Annotated in this window: 10 protein-coding genes and 1 pseudogene; 7 read left to right on the plus strand and 4 right to left on the minus strand. The window is 70.4% G+C overall.

Annotated elements, in window-relative coordinates:
* Positions 1-282: 282 nt before the first annotated feature.
* The 6 genes and pseudogenes from OG352_RS33870 to OG352_RS33895 form a co-directional block, all read left to right on the plus strand.
* A complete protein-coding gene (locus OG352_RS33870; protein WP_329222202.1) occupies positions 283-2,124 on the plus strand; it encodes an APC family permease in 1,842 nt (613 codons plus the stop codon).
* A 226-nt stretch (positions 2,125-2,350) separates the two neighbouring features.
* Positions 2,351-2,440, plus strand: coding sequence for a K(+)-transporting ATPase subunit F (gene kdpF / locus OG352_RS33875; RefSeq protein WP_009326374.1), 90 nt, complete (start codon positions 2,351-2,353; stop codon positions 2,438-2,440).
* A 7-nt stretch (positions 2,441-2,447) separates the two neighbouring features.
* Entirely contained in the window at positions 2,448-4,163 is a 1,716-nt protein-coding gene (gene kdpA, locus OG352_RS33880; RefSeq protein WP_329222204.1) for a potassium-transporting ATPase subunit KdpA, read from the plus strand.
* Complete coding sequence (gene kdpB, locus OG352_RS33885; protein ID WP_329222205.1) at positions 4,160-6,283, plus strand: potassium-transporting ATPase subunit KdpB; 2,124 nt, start codon at positions 4,160-4,162, stop codon at positions 6,281-6,283. The genes kdpA and kdpB overlap by 4 nt, the downstream gene beginning before the upstream one ends.
* 24 nt (positions 6,284-6,307) lie before the next feature.
* Complete coding sequence (locus OG352_RS33890; protein WP_329222207.1) at positions 6,308-6,976, plus strand: potassium-transporting ATPase subunit C; 669 nt, start codon at positions 6,308-6,310, stop codon at positions 6,974-6,976.
* Between the two features lie 200 nt (positions 6,977-7,176).
* Positions 7,177-9,169: pseudogene (locus tag OG352_RS33895) on the plus strand (DUF4118 domain-containing protein); the annotation flags it as partial.
* Positions 9,170-9,321: 152 nt separating this feature from the next.
* On the opposite strand, the gene OG352_RS33900 reads toward OG352_RS33895, so the two are convergent.
* The 4 genes from OG352_RS33900 to OG352_RS33915 all read right to left on the minus strand — a co-directional run bounded on the left by OG352_RS33900 (position 9,322) and on the right by OG352_RS33915 (position 12,189).
* Positions 9,322-10,302 (minus strand): DUF1648 domain-containing protein, encoded by a 981-nt coding sequence (locus OG352_RS33900; RefSeq protein ID WP_329222208.1) that lies wholly within the window; start codon positions 10,300-10,302, stop codon positions 9,322-9,324.
* Positions 10,299-10,646, minus strand: a complete 348-nt coding sequence (locus tag OG352_RS33905; RefSeq protein ID WP_329222209.1) for a GntR family transcriptional regulator — start codon at positions 10,644-10,646, stop codon at positions 10,299-10,301. The genes OG352_RS33900 and OG352_RS33905 overlap by 4 nt, the downstream gene beginning before the upstream one ends.
* A 105-nt stretch (positions 10,647-10,751) precedes the next feature.
* Positions 10,752-11,270, minus strand: a complete 519-nt coding sequence (locus OG352_RS33910; protein WP_329222210.1) for a hypothetical protein — start codon at positions 11,268-11,270, stop codon at positions 10,752-10,754.
* A gap of 391 nt (positions 11,271-11,661) precedes the next feature.
* Positions 11,662-12,189, minus strand: coding sequence for a MarR family winged helix-turn-helix transcriptional regulator (locus OG352_RS33915; RefSeq protein WP_329222212.1), 528 nt, complete (start codon positions 12,187-12,189; stop codon positions 11,662-11,664).
* 98 nt (positions 12,190-12,287) lie between these two features.
* On the opposite strand from OG352_RS33915, the gene OG352_RS33920 reads away from it, so the two are divergent.
* Entirely contained in the window at positions 12,288-13,766 is a 1,479-nt protein-coding gene (locus OG352_RS33920) for an MFS transporter (RefSeq protein WP_329222213.1), read from the plus strand.
* The last annotated feature ends 21 nt before the right edge of the window (positions 13,767-13,787 follow it).

A 13,787-nucleotide genomic window follows, 5' to 3' on the forward strand; every position in this document is an offset into this window, starting at 1 on the left:
CAAGCGGAGGTCGTGCGCCGCGTCAGCGGGTCCGCGCGCGCCGTTGCGGGGGGCCATGCGGTGACCGTAGGGATCCGGAAGGCCGGACCGCCTCCGTTTTGACGGGACGCTGACGGCGCTGTCACCTGCGTCACATCCCCGTCAAGGTCCCGTCAAAGTCGGCCGCTTCGGCGCGAAGAAGCCGCAAAGGACGGTCGGCCTTGGCCGGAAACGGACACACCCTGAGTGCACCGCGCACACCTCAGCCCTCGTGCACGGACCTGGAAGAAGGAGCACGCGCCGATGTCCGTCCTGACCCTGGAGCCGGGCGCGACCCCCGCCGACGAAGAGCCGCCGGATACCGGCGAACGCCACCGGCTCACCGCTGTCACCGGCCTGGCCGCCCTCTCGCTCGACGCCATGGCGTCGGTGGCCTACGGCCCCGAGGCGATCGTCCTCGTCCTCGCCGCGGCCGGTGCCCACGGCCTCGGTTTCACCCTGCCGGTGACGCTGGCCATCGCGGGTCTGCTGGCGGTGCTGGTCGCCTCGTACCGGCAGGTGATCGCCGCGTTCCCGGACGGCGGCGGGTCGTACGCCGTGGCGAAGACGCATCTGGGCGCGCGCACCAGCCTGGTCGCGGCCGCGTCCCTGGTCCTGGACTACGTGCTCAATGTCGCGGTCGCCGTCACCGCCGGTGTCGCCGCGCTGACCTCGGCCTTCCCGGAGCTGTACGGCGACCGCCTGTGGGTGTGCCTGGCGGTGCTCGTGCTGATCACGGCGGTGAACCTGCGGGGCATCGTGGAGTCGGCGAGGGTGTTCATCGTGCCGACCGTGGTGTTCGTCGGCTCGATCCTCGTCCTGATCGTCGTCGGGCTGTTCCGGTCGGCCCCGGTCAGCACGGCCACCGCGGACGGGCATGCGTCGGTCCTGGCCGACAACGCGACCACGGTGGGCGCGCTGCTGTTGCTGAAAGCTTTCGCCTCTGGTTGCGCGGCCCTCACCGGAGTCGAGGCCATCGCCAACGCCGTCCCCTCCTTCCGGGTGCCGCGCGTGAAGCGGGCCCAGCACGCCGAGGTCGCCCTCGGCGCCGTGCTCGGTGTGATGCTGATCGGTCTGTCGGTGCTGATCTCCCGCTTCCACCTCCAGCCGGTCGAGGGCGTGACCGTCCTCGCCCAGCTCGCGGACGCCTCACTGGGGCACAACTGGGCTTTCTACGTCATCCAGTTCGCCACGATGATCCTGCTGGCCCTGTCCGCGAACACGTCCTTCGGCGGGCTGCCGGTGCTGCTGAAGCTGCTGGCCCGCGACAACTACCTGCCGCACGTGTTCGCGCTGAAGGCCGACCGCCAGGTGCACCGGCACGGAGTGCTGGCCCTGGCCGTGGTCTCGGCGGCGCTGCTGGTGTTCTCCGGCGGTGACACCAACACCCTCGTGCCCCTGTTCGCGATCGGCGTCTTCGTCGGCTTCACCATCGCGCAGGTGGGCATGGTCCGGCACTGGCGGCTCGAACGCGGGACGGGGTGGCGGGGCAAGGCCCTGCTCAACGGCTTCGGCGCACTCCTGACCGGTGTGGCGACCATCGTCGTCACCGCGAGCAAGTTCGAGGAGGGCGCCTGGCTGGTCGTGGTCGCGCTCCCGCTGCTCGCGCTGGCCTTCGTCGCCGTGCACCGCGCCTACGCCCGTATCGGGGAGAGTCTGGGCCTGGGGCGGATCCCTGAGCCCCCGCACCGCGAACGCTCGCTGGTGATCGTCCCCGTGTCCTCCCTCTCCCGCCTGACGTCCGAGGCGCTGACCGCGGCGGCCTCCCTGGGCGACGAGGTGCGCGCGGTCACCGTCTGCTACCCCGACCCCGAGGACCGGGTCGCCCTCCACGCGCTGGAGCGCGCCTGGGCGGAGTGGGACCCCGGGGTGCCGCTGGTCCGGCTGACCTGCGAGAGCCGCAGCCTGGGCCGTCCCATCGCCGCGTACGTCCGTGAGGTCACGGCGGCGGAGCCGGCCACCCAGGTCACCGTCCTGATCCCGGAGACCGAGCCGGAGCGGCTGTGGCAGCGGCTGCTGCAGAACCAGCGGGGCGCGGTCGTCGCCCACGCCGTGCGGCGGGAGACGGACGCGGTCATCTGCCGGCTGCGCTTCCGGCTGCTGTGACCCTCGCCTCCAGCGGCGTAAGAGTCCCGTCAAAGGTGTGGGGGCCGCCGTAAGAGACGCGTCAACGACCGCGGAATCCGGCCAAAAAGGCGGTTTCCTCTAATCGTCCGTTCCACCCGAACCTCTTCTAGTTCTAGGAGTTCGCGATGGCCGATCTGGCCTTCGTCGTCACCACGATCGCGGTGTTCGCGCTGGTGGCTCTCGTCGCCAAAGGGGTGACGAAGCTGTGACCGCCGAGAACGTCGTCGGTCTGGTCGTGGCCGTCGCCCTGCTGGGTTATCTCGTCCTCGCCCTGATCTTCCCGGAGAGGTTCTGAGATCGTGATGGGTCCCGTACTCGGCGGCGTGCTTCAGTTGCTCGCACTCATAGCGGCGCTGGCGCTCGCCTACGTCCCCCTCGGCAACTACATGGCCAGGGTCTACTCCTCCGACCGGCACTGGCGCGTCGAGAAGTGGATCTACAAGGGCATCGGCGCCAACCCGAACACGGAGATGCGCTGGCCCGCGTATCTGCGCGGGGTGCTCGCCTTCTCGGCCGTGAGCGTCCTCTTCCTCTATCTGCTCCAGCGGCTCCAGGGGCATCTGCCCGGCTCGCTCGGCTTCAAGGCCATCGACCCGGACCAGGCGTTCAACACGGCCACGTCGTTCGTGACGAACACCAACTGGCAGTCGTACTACGGCGAGCAGGCCATGGGCCATGTCGTGCAGACGGCAGGCCTCGCGGTGCAGAACTTCGTGTCGGCGGCCGTCGGCATCGCCGTCGCGGTGGCGCTGGTGCGGGGGTTCGCGCTCCCCCACTCTCGGCTTCGCTCGAGCGGGGGGACCCCCATGCGCACCGGTGAGCTGGGCAACTTCTGGTCGGACCTGGTGCGCGGGACCATCCGTATCCTGCTGCCGCTGTCCGTCGTCGCCGCGGTCGTCCTGGTCGCCTGCGGCGCCATCCAGAACTTCTCCGGGATCCACGAGGTCGGGCAATTCCTGAATGGGCACAGCATGGGCGGCCACCAGCAGTGGAACGGCGGCGCGGTCGCCTCGCAGGAGGCCATCAAGGAGGTCGGCACCAACGGCGGCGGTTACTTCAACGCCAACTCCGCCCACCCCTTCGAGAATCCGACGCCGTTCACGAACCTCTTCGAGATCTTCCTGCTGCTGGTCATCCCGTTCGCGCTGACCCGCACCTTCGGGATCATGGTCGGCTCGGTCAGGCAGGGGTACGCGATCCTCGCGACCATGGGCACGATCTGGGTGGGCTTCATCGCGCTGATGATGTGGACCGAGTTCGCGCACCACGGCCCGGCGTTCGAGATCGCGGGCGGGGCGATGGAGGGCAAGGAGACCCGTATCGGGGTCGGCGCCTCGTCGATCTTCGCGGTGTCGACGACGCTCACCTCGACCGGCGCGGTGAACTCCTTCCACTCCTCGTTCACCGGGCTCGGCGGCGGTATCACCATGCTGGGCATGCAGTTGGGGGAGATCGCGCCCGGCGGTACCGGTTCGGGTCTGTACGGCATGCTGGTGATGGCGATCATCGCGGTGTTCATCGCCGGTCTGATGGTGGGGCGTACGCCCGAGTACCTGGGCAAGAAGATCGGGACCCGTGAGATCAAGTTCGCGGCGTGCTACATCCTGATCACCCCGGCGCTGGTGCTGGTCTTCACAGCCGCGGCGATGGCCCTGCCGACCCCGGGCAACTCGATGACCAACAGTGGGGCGCACGGGTTCTCCGAGATCCTGTACGCCTACAGCTCGGCGGCGAACAACAACGGTTCGGCGTTCGCCGGGCTGAACGCGGACACGCAGTGGTTCAACAGCACGCTGGGGCTGGCCATGGTGCTGGGCCGGTTCCTGCCGATGGTGTTCGTGCTGGCGCTGGCGGGTTCGCTGGCGGAGCAGAAGCCGGTGCCGGCGACCGCGGGCACCCTGCGCACCGAGAAGCCCCTGTTCACGGGGCTGCTGGTGGGCGCGATCCTGATCATCACCGGTCTGACCTACTTCCCGGCGCTGGCGCTGGGTCCGCTGGCCGAGGGGCTGGCGTCATGACCACCGACACGCAGAAGCAAGAGGACTCCATGTCCACAGCCACCCCGACCCGGGCACCCCACCAGGACGTCCCGACCGGTCACAAGGAAAGCCGTGTCGGCGCGGGCCTCTTCGACCCCAAGCAGTTGCTGAAGTCGCTGCCGGACGCCTGCCGCAAGCTCGATCCGCGGGTCATGGTCAAGTCGCCCGTGATGTTCGTGGTGTGGATCGGCTCCGTGCTGACCACCGTGTTCTCCTTCAAGGACCCGGGCGACTGGTTCGGCTGGACGATCAGCGCCTGGCTGTGGCTGACGGTGATCTTCGCGAACCTCGCGGAGGCGGTCGCCGAGGGCCGAGGCAAGGCGCAGGCGGACACTCTGCGCAAGGCCAAGACCGACACGGTCGCCCGGCGGCTCGTGGGGGAGTCCGAGGAGGAGGTGCCCGGCACCGAACTGCGCATCGGCGACCTGGTCGTCTGCGAGGCCGGTGACATCATCCCCGGCGACGGTGACGTCGTCGAGGGCGTGGCCTCCGTCGACGAGTCGGCGATCACCGGTGAGTCGGCGCCCGTCATCCGGGAGTCCGGCGGCGACCGAAGCGCGGTCACCGGCGGCACGAAGGTCCTGTCCGACCGGATCGTCATCAAGATCACGACGAAGCCGGGCGAGACCTTCATCGACCGGATGATCAACCTGGTCGAGGGCGCTGCCCGGCAGAAGACGCCGAACGAGATCGCCCTCAACATCCTGCTCGCCTCGCTGACCATCGTGTTCCTGCTGGCGGTGGCGACCCTGCCGCCGTTCGCGGACTACGCGGGCACCCACCTCACGATGGTCGTGCTGGTGGCCCTCCTGGTCTGCCTCATCCCGACGACGATCGGCGCGCTCCTCTCCGCGATCGGCATCGCGGGCATGGACCGGCTGGTGCAGCGGAATGTCTTGGCCATGTCCGGGCGGGCCGTCGAGGCTGCGGGCGATGTGTCGACCCTGCTGCTGGACAAGACCGGCACCATCACGCTCGGCAACCGGCAGGCGTCGGAGTTCGTGCCGGTGACCGGGACGACCGAGGCAGAGGTGGCCGACTCGGCCCAGCTCTCCTCGCTGGCCGACGAGACCCCCGAGGGCCGTTCCATCGTCGTCCTGGCGAAGGAGAAGTACGGGCTGCGCGAGCGCCACCAGGGCGAGCTGTCCGGCGCCGAGTGGATCGCCTTCACCGCCCAGACCCGCATGTCGGGCGTGGACGTCGACGGGCGCAGGATCCGCAAGGGCGCGGCCGGCTCGGTCATCACCTGGGTCAAGGAGCAGGGCGGCACCGTCTCCAAGGACGCCGGCACGCTCGCCAACCGCATCTCCGAGGCCGGCGGCACCCCGCTGCTCGTCGCCGTCGAGGACGACAAGGGCGCCCGTGTACTGGGTGTCATCCACCTCAAGGACGTCGTCAAGGAGGGCATGCGCGAGCGGTTCGACGAGCTGCGGCGCATGGGCATCAAGACCGTCATGATCACGGGCGACAACCCGCTGACGGCGAAGGCGATCGCCGAGGAGGCCGGTGTCGACGACTTCCTCGCCGAGGCCACTCCCGAGGACAAGATGGCCCTCATCAAGCGGGAGCAGGCGGGCGGCAAGCTCGTCGCGATGACCGGCGACGGCACCAACGACGCACCTGCGCTCGCCCAGGCCGACGTGGGTGTGGCCATGAACACGGGTACGTCGGCCGCGAAGGAGGCCGGCAACATGGTCGACCTCGACTCCAACCCGACGAAGCTCATCGAGATCGTCGAGATCGGCAAGCAACTCCTCATCACCCGGGGCGCGTTGACGACGTTCTCGATCGCCAACGACGTCGCGAAGTACTTCGCGATCATCCCGGCGCTGTTCGCGGCCGTCTACCCGGGCCTGGACAAGCTCAACGTCATGGGCCTGGCCTCGCCGGACTCCGCGATCCTGTCCGCCGTCATCTTCAACGCGCTGATCATCATCGCGCTGGTGCCGCTCTCCCTCAAGGGCGTCCAGTACCGGCCGGTCAGCGCGGACAGGATGCTGCGGCGCAACCTCACGATCTACGGCATCGGCGGCCTGATCGCCCCCTTCATCGGGATCAAGCTCATCGACCTGCTCATCTCCCTCATCCCCGGGCTGTAATTTCTTGAAAGCGTGCTGAAGGTCATGAACAACTCCGTAACCAACACCGTCCGGTTGCTCTGGGCGGGCCTGCGCGCCCTCCTCGTACTGACCCTGGTGACCGGCGTCATCTACCCGCTGGTGGTGACCGGTATCGCCCAGGGACTGTTCAGCGACCAGGCCAACGGCTCCGAGATCAAGTCGGACGGCAAGGTCGTCGGTTCCTCCCTCATCGGGCAGTCGTACAACCTGCCGCTGAAGACGGGTCAGGAGACTCCGGAGCCCGACCTGAAGTGGTTCCAGGGGCGTCCGCAGAACGGTCTCGGCAGCAACAGCGTCAACACGCAGTACAAGTTGATCCTGTCCGGCGCGACCAACCGGTCCGGTGACAACAAGGACCTGATCGACTGGGTGACCGCCGCGAAGAAGGCCGTCGTCAAGGACAACTCGGTGAACGGCTACACGGTCAAGCCCTCCGACGTGCCCGCCGACGCGGTCACGTCCTCCGGCTCCGGCCTGGACCCGGACATCTCCCCGCAGTACGCGGACATCCAGGTCCACCGGATCGCCGAGAAGAACGGCCTGCCCGTCGCCCAGGTGCAGAAACTGGTCGACGCCCACACCGACGGCCGCACCCTCGGCTTCATCGGCGAACCCCGCGTCAACGTCCTCCAACTCAACATCGCGCTCAAGGAACTCGCGGCGAAGAGCTGATGGAGTTACACGTCCCACAGAGGAGTCGGCGGTCCGGGAGGGAGAGCCCCGTTCCGCCGACTCCCGCCGTCATGAAGCCGGTACGGCCCGACGACGTACGACAGGAAAGGCGCACGCCCATGACACGGGTGCTGGTGGTGGAGGACGACCCGCAGCTCGTGCGGGCCCTCGTCATCAATCTCCAGGCACGCCGGTACGGGGTCGACGCGGCCTACTTCCGGCCCGGCAACCTCACCGCCCTGCGCGAACTGGCGCTGCTGTGGGTGGCCGACCGGGTCGACGCCTATCTGACCGAGTACCGCAGCGCGCACAGCGTCTCCACCATCTGGGGCTCGCGGGAGCGGATCGTCGTCGGGCTCACCGGGGGCCCCGAAGGGCGGACGCTGATACGCCGCGCGGCCCGGCTGGCGGAGAAGGGCGCGGGCGGCGAGGTGCTCGCCGTCTACATCTCCCGCAGCGACGGCCTGACGGCGGCCTCTCCGAAGGAACTGGCCGTCCAGCGCACCCTCGTCGAGGACCTCGGGGGCACCTTCCACCACGTCGTCGGCGACGACATACCGGTCGCGCTGCTCGACTTCTCGCGCGGGGTCAACGCCACCCAGATCGTGCTGGGCGTCTCCCGCCGCAAGGGCTGGCAGTACGCCTTCGGCCCCGGCGTCGGCGCCACGGTCGCCCGCGACTCCGGACCCGACCTCGACGTCCACCTCATCACCCACGACGAGGCCGGAAAGGGCCGCGGACTCCCGGTCAACCGGGGCGCACGCCTGGGCCGGGCCCCGTCTGATCTGGGGCTGGCTGGTCGGCCTCGGCGGCCCCGTCCTGCTGACCTGGCTGCTGAGCAGCGTGTCCCCGGACGTCGGCCTCGCCAACGACATGCTGCTGTTCCTGGCCATGACGGTGGCGGCGGCCCTGCTGGGCGGGCTCTTCCCCGCGCTGGCCTCGGCCGCGGCCGGTTCCCTGCTCCTGAACTGGTACTTCACCCCGCCCGTCCACACCCTGACGATCGCCGACCCGAAGAACATCGTCGCCATCGCGATCTTCGTCGGCGTCGCCGTCTCCGTGGCCTCCGTCGTCGACCTGGCCGCCCGCCGCACCCACCAGGCCGCCCGCCTGAGAGCGGAGTCGGAGATCCTCTCCTTCCTGGCCGGCAACGTCCTGCGCGGCGAGACCAGCCTGGAGGCGCTGCTCGACCGGGTCCGCGAGACCTTCGGCATGGAGTCGGTGGCGCTGCTGGAGCGCGAGAACGAGGTGGCGCCCTGGACCTGCGCGGGCAGCGTCGGCCCGCGGCCCTGCGCCACCCCGGAGGCGGCCGACGTCGACGTGTCGGTCGGCGACCACATGGCCCTGGCGCTGACCGGACGGGTCCTGCCCGCCGAGGACCGGCGGGTGCTCGCGGCCTTCGCCGCCCAGGCCGCCGTGGTCCTGGACCGCCGGCGCCTTCAGCAGGAGGCCGACCAGGCCAAGGAACTGGCCGAGGGCAACCGCATCCGCACCGCCCTGCTCGCCGCCGTCAGCCACGACCTGCGCACCCCGCTCGCCGGCATCAAGGCCGCGGTCACCTCCCTGCGCTCGGACGACGTCGAGTGGTCGCAGGAGGACCAGGCGGAGCTTCTGGAGGCCATCGAGGAAGGCGCCGACCGCCTCGACCACCTCGTCGGCAACCTCCTCGACATGTCCCGCCTCCAGACCGGCACGGTCACCCCGATCATCCGCGAGACCGACCTCGACGAGGTCGTGCCCATGGCGCTCGGCGGTGTGCCCGAGGACAGCGTGGAACTCGACATCCCGGAGACGCTGCCCATGGTCGACGTCGACCGGGGGCTCCTGGAACGGTCCGTCGCCAACATCGTCGAGAACGCGGTGAAATACAGTCCGGCGGACACCCCGGTGCTGGTGTCGGCGAGCGCCATCGCGGACCGGGTGGAGGTGCGCGTCGTGGACCGCGGTCCGGGCGTCCCCGACGAGGCCAAGGACCGCATCTTCGAACCCTTCCAGCGCTACGGCGACTCGCCGCGCGGCACCGGCGTCGGCCTCGGTCTGGCGGTCGCCCGCGGTTTCACCGAGGCCATCGGCGGCACCCTCGCCGCCGAGGACACACCCGGCGGGGGCCTCACCATGGTGCTGAGCCTGCCGAGATCGGCGAGCCACCCCACGACACCGGACCCGGGCCTGCCGGCCACGGCCACACCCTGACGGCAGGCGGACCGGCGGCCAGGCGCTCGTGCTCGCCGTTCCCGTGGTCGGCGCGTACCACCTGCCGATGGCCTCCGGCCACAACCTCGTCGGCCGCCCACCCGTGGCCGCCGTACGAGACGGCCTCGCCCGCCTTCCGGCCCGCCGGGTCCTCACCTTGTGTGCCGGGCGCTCAGGGAGTTGAGAAGGGCGGCTCCGCGTTCGGCGTCGTCCACGCTCACGGCGAACTCCCGGCCCTTGGAGGAGCGGACGACCAGGCACTCGCCGCCGCGCAGCATCACGGTGGTGCCCAGCCCGCTCAGCCGGTACCCCCAGCCGCCGACGTGGCCGGGCGTACGACTCTCCACGCGCGCCGACTCGACGTCCCCGGCGGCCCAGTGCCGCGCGGGCCACCCGAAGGGCCCGAACGAGACGTCCAAACCCCGCTCGTTGACCCGTGCCTGCACGGAGGAACACCCGAGAACCAGAAGAGAGGCGAAGACGAAGGGCGCGGCGGCCAGCAGGAACGAAAGGCCCGCCAGACCCGAGAGCGCCGCCACGCCGACCCCGACCGCGACCAGCCCGCTCAGCGCGGCAAGCGCCTGGAGCCACGAGTTCGACGTACGAGCCAGCCATACGACCCGCTGCCCGACGGGAATGTCCAGGGCCGGGCCCTCTGCCGCGGGCCGGGACAGCGCAGGCGCCCGGCGCGCGGCCAGCAGCCCGACCGCCCCCACAGCGGCCGCGACGGCGACCGTCCCCACGACCCAACTGGTCACCGATTCGGCGTCGCGCCAGTCCGCACGATCCAGATTCGCCCGCACGATGGACGCCTGCCCACCCAGCAGCATCACCCCACCGAACCCGAGGCCCGCGACCGCCCACCCCGGCACCACGCCACCGGCCCCCGTCCGGCGCAGCGTCAGCATGACGACGACTGCCGGCACCCCCCAGATCAGCGCGGGGAACAGTGCGGCGGCCCAGAACGGCATGGAGCCGTCGGGCCTGCCCGAGCCGGCGCCCCAGTGGGTCGCCAGCCGGTCCGGGAGCCGGCCGCTCGCGGCCAACGGCAGCCCCACCAACAGGGCCAGGACGCCGCCGCCCCAGCCGACGGCGCCCCGCGCCGCCCCGCTCCTACGCGCCCGGTCGGTCACGAGATCCCCCTGATCATGTCGATGAGGTCGTCCTTGCCGTAGCCGAGGTGCGTCGCTTCGGTCACCAGGTCGCGTACGCGGTCCAGCAGGACGGAGCGCTGGTCCGCCCCGTCGGCCACCGTCACGCCCCGGCCCCGCCGGAACTCCAGCACCCCTTCGTCACGCAGCGCCCGAAGACCCCGTAGAACCGTGTTGACGTTCACATCCAGGGCCTGGGAAAGATCCCGGGCCGGGGGAAGGCGGTCTCCCGGCCCGCACTCGCCCTCGGCGATCGCGCGCCGGATCGCGCCGGCCACCTGCTCGTGCAGGGGGCGACTGTCCGCAGTGTTCAGTCTCAACAGCATGGTGCTAATGAAGCTAGCACCAACGACTTGAAATGGGGCGAGGTTCTGAGAAGCTAACGGCAGGGGCAGCGGCAGGGGCAGGGGCAGGGGCCGGTTCGCGTGTGCTCACGGCGCACGTTGCTGCTCCTTGAGCACATCTCGCAGCCGCCGCAGCTCGTCCGCGGGCCGTCCCAGGCCGTTCAGCTGCAGCCGGGCCGCCTCGGTGCGGGCGTCCGGATGCCCGGTGTACGCCAGGTTCGCCGACTGCCGCACCATCCACTGGTGGTAAGCGAGCAGCCGCCCCGCGTACGCCCGGGCCTGTACGAGGTCGATGTCGGTGAGCAGCAGCTCCCGCAGCCGGGCTCGCAGGTGGAGGAGAGCTGAACTCGCGTCGCCGCAGGCCCGGGCGGCCCGGCCAGGGACAGGGCCGGGCTCGCCACACGCGGCCACCGCCGCATCGGCGGGCTGCTGGGCGGCCACAGCCTCGTCCAGTACCGCGAGCAGCGCCCGCACCTGGGCCGGGCGCGGCAGGCGGACCGGCGCGGGACGACGACGGCGCAGACGCTCGAGGAGGCGGATTCCACGCTGCCACCGGGGCCGACCGGACCGGGCCACGGACGGGGCGAGGGCGCTCGATGAGGGCATGGCTCCTCCTGGTGGCACCGCTGGATCAAGGGACCACAGCGGACGCCTCCGCGCTGCGGCGAACCCGTCACCGGGCCCACCTGGAAAAGCAGAGGTGTGCCTGGTGGTTCTGACCTGTGGTGATGCCGCTGATCACTCCTCTGGCCTGGGCTGATCCATCTTTCTGGGTCTTTCGGGTTCGTGCCCGGTTGCGCAGTCGATTCTCCCCGCACGTTCCCCGGAGGTCCTCCAGACTCCCCAGGCTCTCCCCAGGCGAGGGTCGCGGTCAGGATGCGTGCGACATGATGTGCGGGCTCGTCTGACGGGTTGCGGGAGCGAACGACGGGTGACTTCTGCGGCGGGTCGTGAGGGGCGGGCGGCGAGCGTCGCCGCGATGACCGCTGGCTGGAGGTCAGGTACCTGTTGCCGGAGAGGTGGCGGGGAACCGGGGTCGTCCCTTGGTCAGCCCGGCTTCCATGGCGGCGAGCAGGGTGAGGGCCGCGTCGAGGTGCCGGGTGTCATGGTCGGCGGCCGCGGAGACGGCCTCAGCCCATTCCTGTCGAACGAGGACGGTGTTGTCGCGTCCGCGTTCCGTGGAGTGGACCGTCACCCCGCGACCATCGCCCGAGTGGGCGTGCCGCTCGATGAAGCCCTTGTGTTCGAGGCCGCGCAGGACCGTGGAGAGGTTGGTGCGCTGCAGCCCGGTTGCCGCGGCGATGCGGCTGGGTGTGGTGGCGGGGTCGCGCTTCAGGTAGCGCATCACCATGCCTTCGGACTGCGACAGGTGGACAGCGCGCTCGTCCGTGTAGCGGCGGAACTGGATCTCCCGGCTGATGATCAGCACCAGGTCGGCCAGATCGGCCCATCGCTGATCTGCATCCGGTGCATCCGGTGCATCCGGTCCGGCCGCGGGGCCCGTCGGCTGGGCTCTGTTGCGCATCACATCTCCCGGGTACGGGTTGCCAAGGAACTAGTTATGACACCATACTCGTCATGCCCTCATAGTTATGAGTGCATAACTACAATCGAGGATCTGTCATGACGACAACCCTTTCCTCCGGGCGGACCGGGACCGCGACGGCCTCGCCCCGCGCCATGGCCCGCGCGGGCGGGCTGCACCCGGTCGGGGTGTTCATCCTGCTGGCCGGCGCGTTTCTGCCGATCATGGACTTCTTCATCACCAACGTGGCCCTGCCCAGCATCGACGCCTCGCTGCACGCCTCCGCGTCCTCGTTGGAACTGGTCATCGCCGGGTACGGCGTGGCGTACGCGACTCTGCTGGTCCTCGGCGGCCGGCTCGGTGACCGCTACGGCCGTCGCCGTATCTTCCTCGGCGCGCTCGTCGGCTTCGTCCTGGCGTCGCTGGCCTGCGGTGTCGCCCCGAGCGTGGGTGCGCTGATCGCGGCCCGCATCGTCCAGGGTGCCACCGCCGCCCTGCTCATCCCGCAGGTGCTGGCGACCTTCCACCACGTCCTCGAAGGCGAACGCAAGGCTCGTGCGGTGGCTCTGTACGGGGCGACCTCCGGCATCGCCGCCGTGGTCGGGCAGCTGGTCGGTGGCCTGTTGGTCAGCGCCGACATCGCCGGAACCTCCTGGCGGCCGATCTTCCTGGTCAACGTGCCCATCGGCGTGGTCGTGCTCCTGGTGGCGGCCCGGATCGTGCCCGCCACCCGCTCGCACCACCCCGTCGGCATCGACCTGCCCGGCACCGTCCTGTTCGCCGCCACCCTGACCGCCCTGCTGGTGCCGCTGACCGAGGGGCACTCCCTGGGCTGGCCGTGGTGGACTTGGCTGCTGCTCGCCGTCGCGGTCGTCCTGGGCGCCGCCACCTACGTCGTGGAGAAGCGCACCGAGCGGCGCGGCGAGGTCCCTCTGCTGCCGCCGTCCCTGCTCCGCCTGCCGTCGATGTCCCGCGGGCTGACCATGGTGTTCGCCTTCAGCGTCGGCTTCGGCGCCTTCATGTTCGTCTTCGCCCTCACCGTCCAGAACGGCCTGCACGCCGACGCCCTGCACAGCGGGCTGGCGATCCTGCCGATGGCCCTGCTCTTCTTCGCCGGTTCGCTGGTCGCGCCCCGCCTGATCACACGGTTCGGCCGGGCGGCGCTGTCCGTCGGTGCCGTCGTCCAGCTCGCCGGACTGGTCTCACTGGTGGCGGTCCTGCTCCAAAACTGGCCGCACGTCAGCCTGTGGGCGATGGCCGTACCGCTCGCCCTGGTCGGTGCCGGACAGTCGATGCTGTTCGCCGGCCTGTTCCGCAGCGTGCTCGCCGACGTCCCCACCCACCTGGCCGGCATCGGCAGCGGAGTGCTGATCACCCTCCAGCAGAGCGGACTCGCTCTCGGCGTGGCCACCCTCGGCACCCTCTACCTGGTCCGGGCGCCGCGCAACGTCGCCCACGCGTTCGCCGGAGTCGAGTACGTGCAGATGGGCATCGTCGCCCTCCTCGCGGTCGGCGCCGCCGCCCTGCCGCGCTTCACCAAGGTCACGTCGGCCGCCACTCCCGTCGTCGACGCCTGAAATCCGACCCTCTCCCAAGGG

The organism is Streptomyces sp. NBC_01485 (genome assembly GCF_036227125.1).
In the GTDB taxonomy this organism is placed as follows: domain Bacteria; phylum Actinomycetota; class Actinomycetes; order Streptomycetales; family Streptomycetaceae; genus Streptomyces.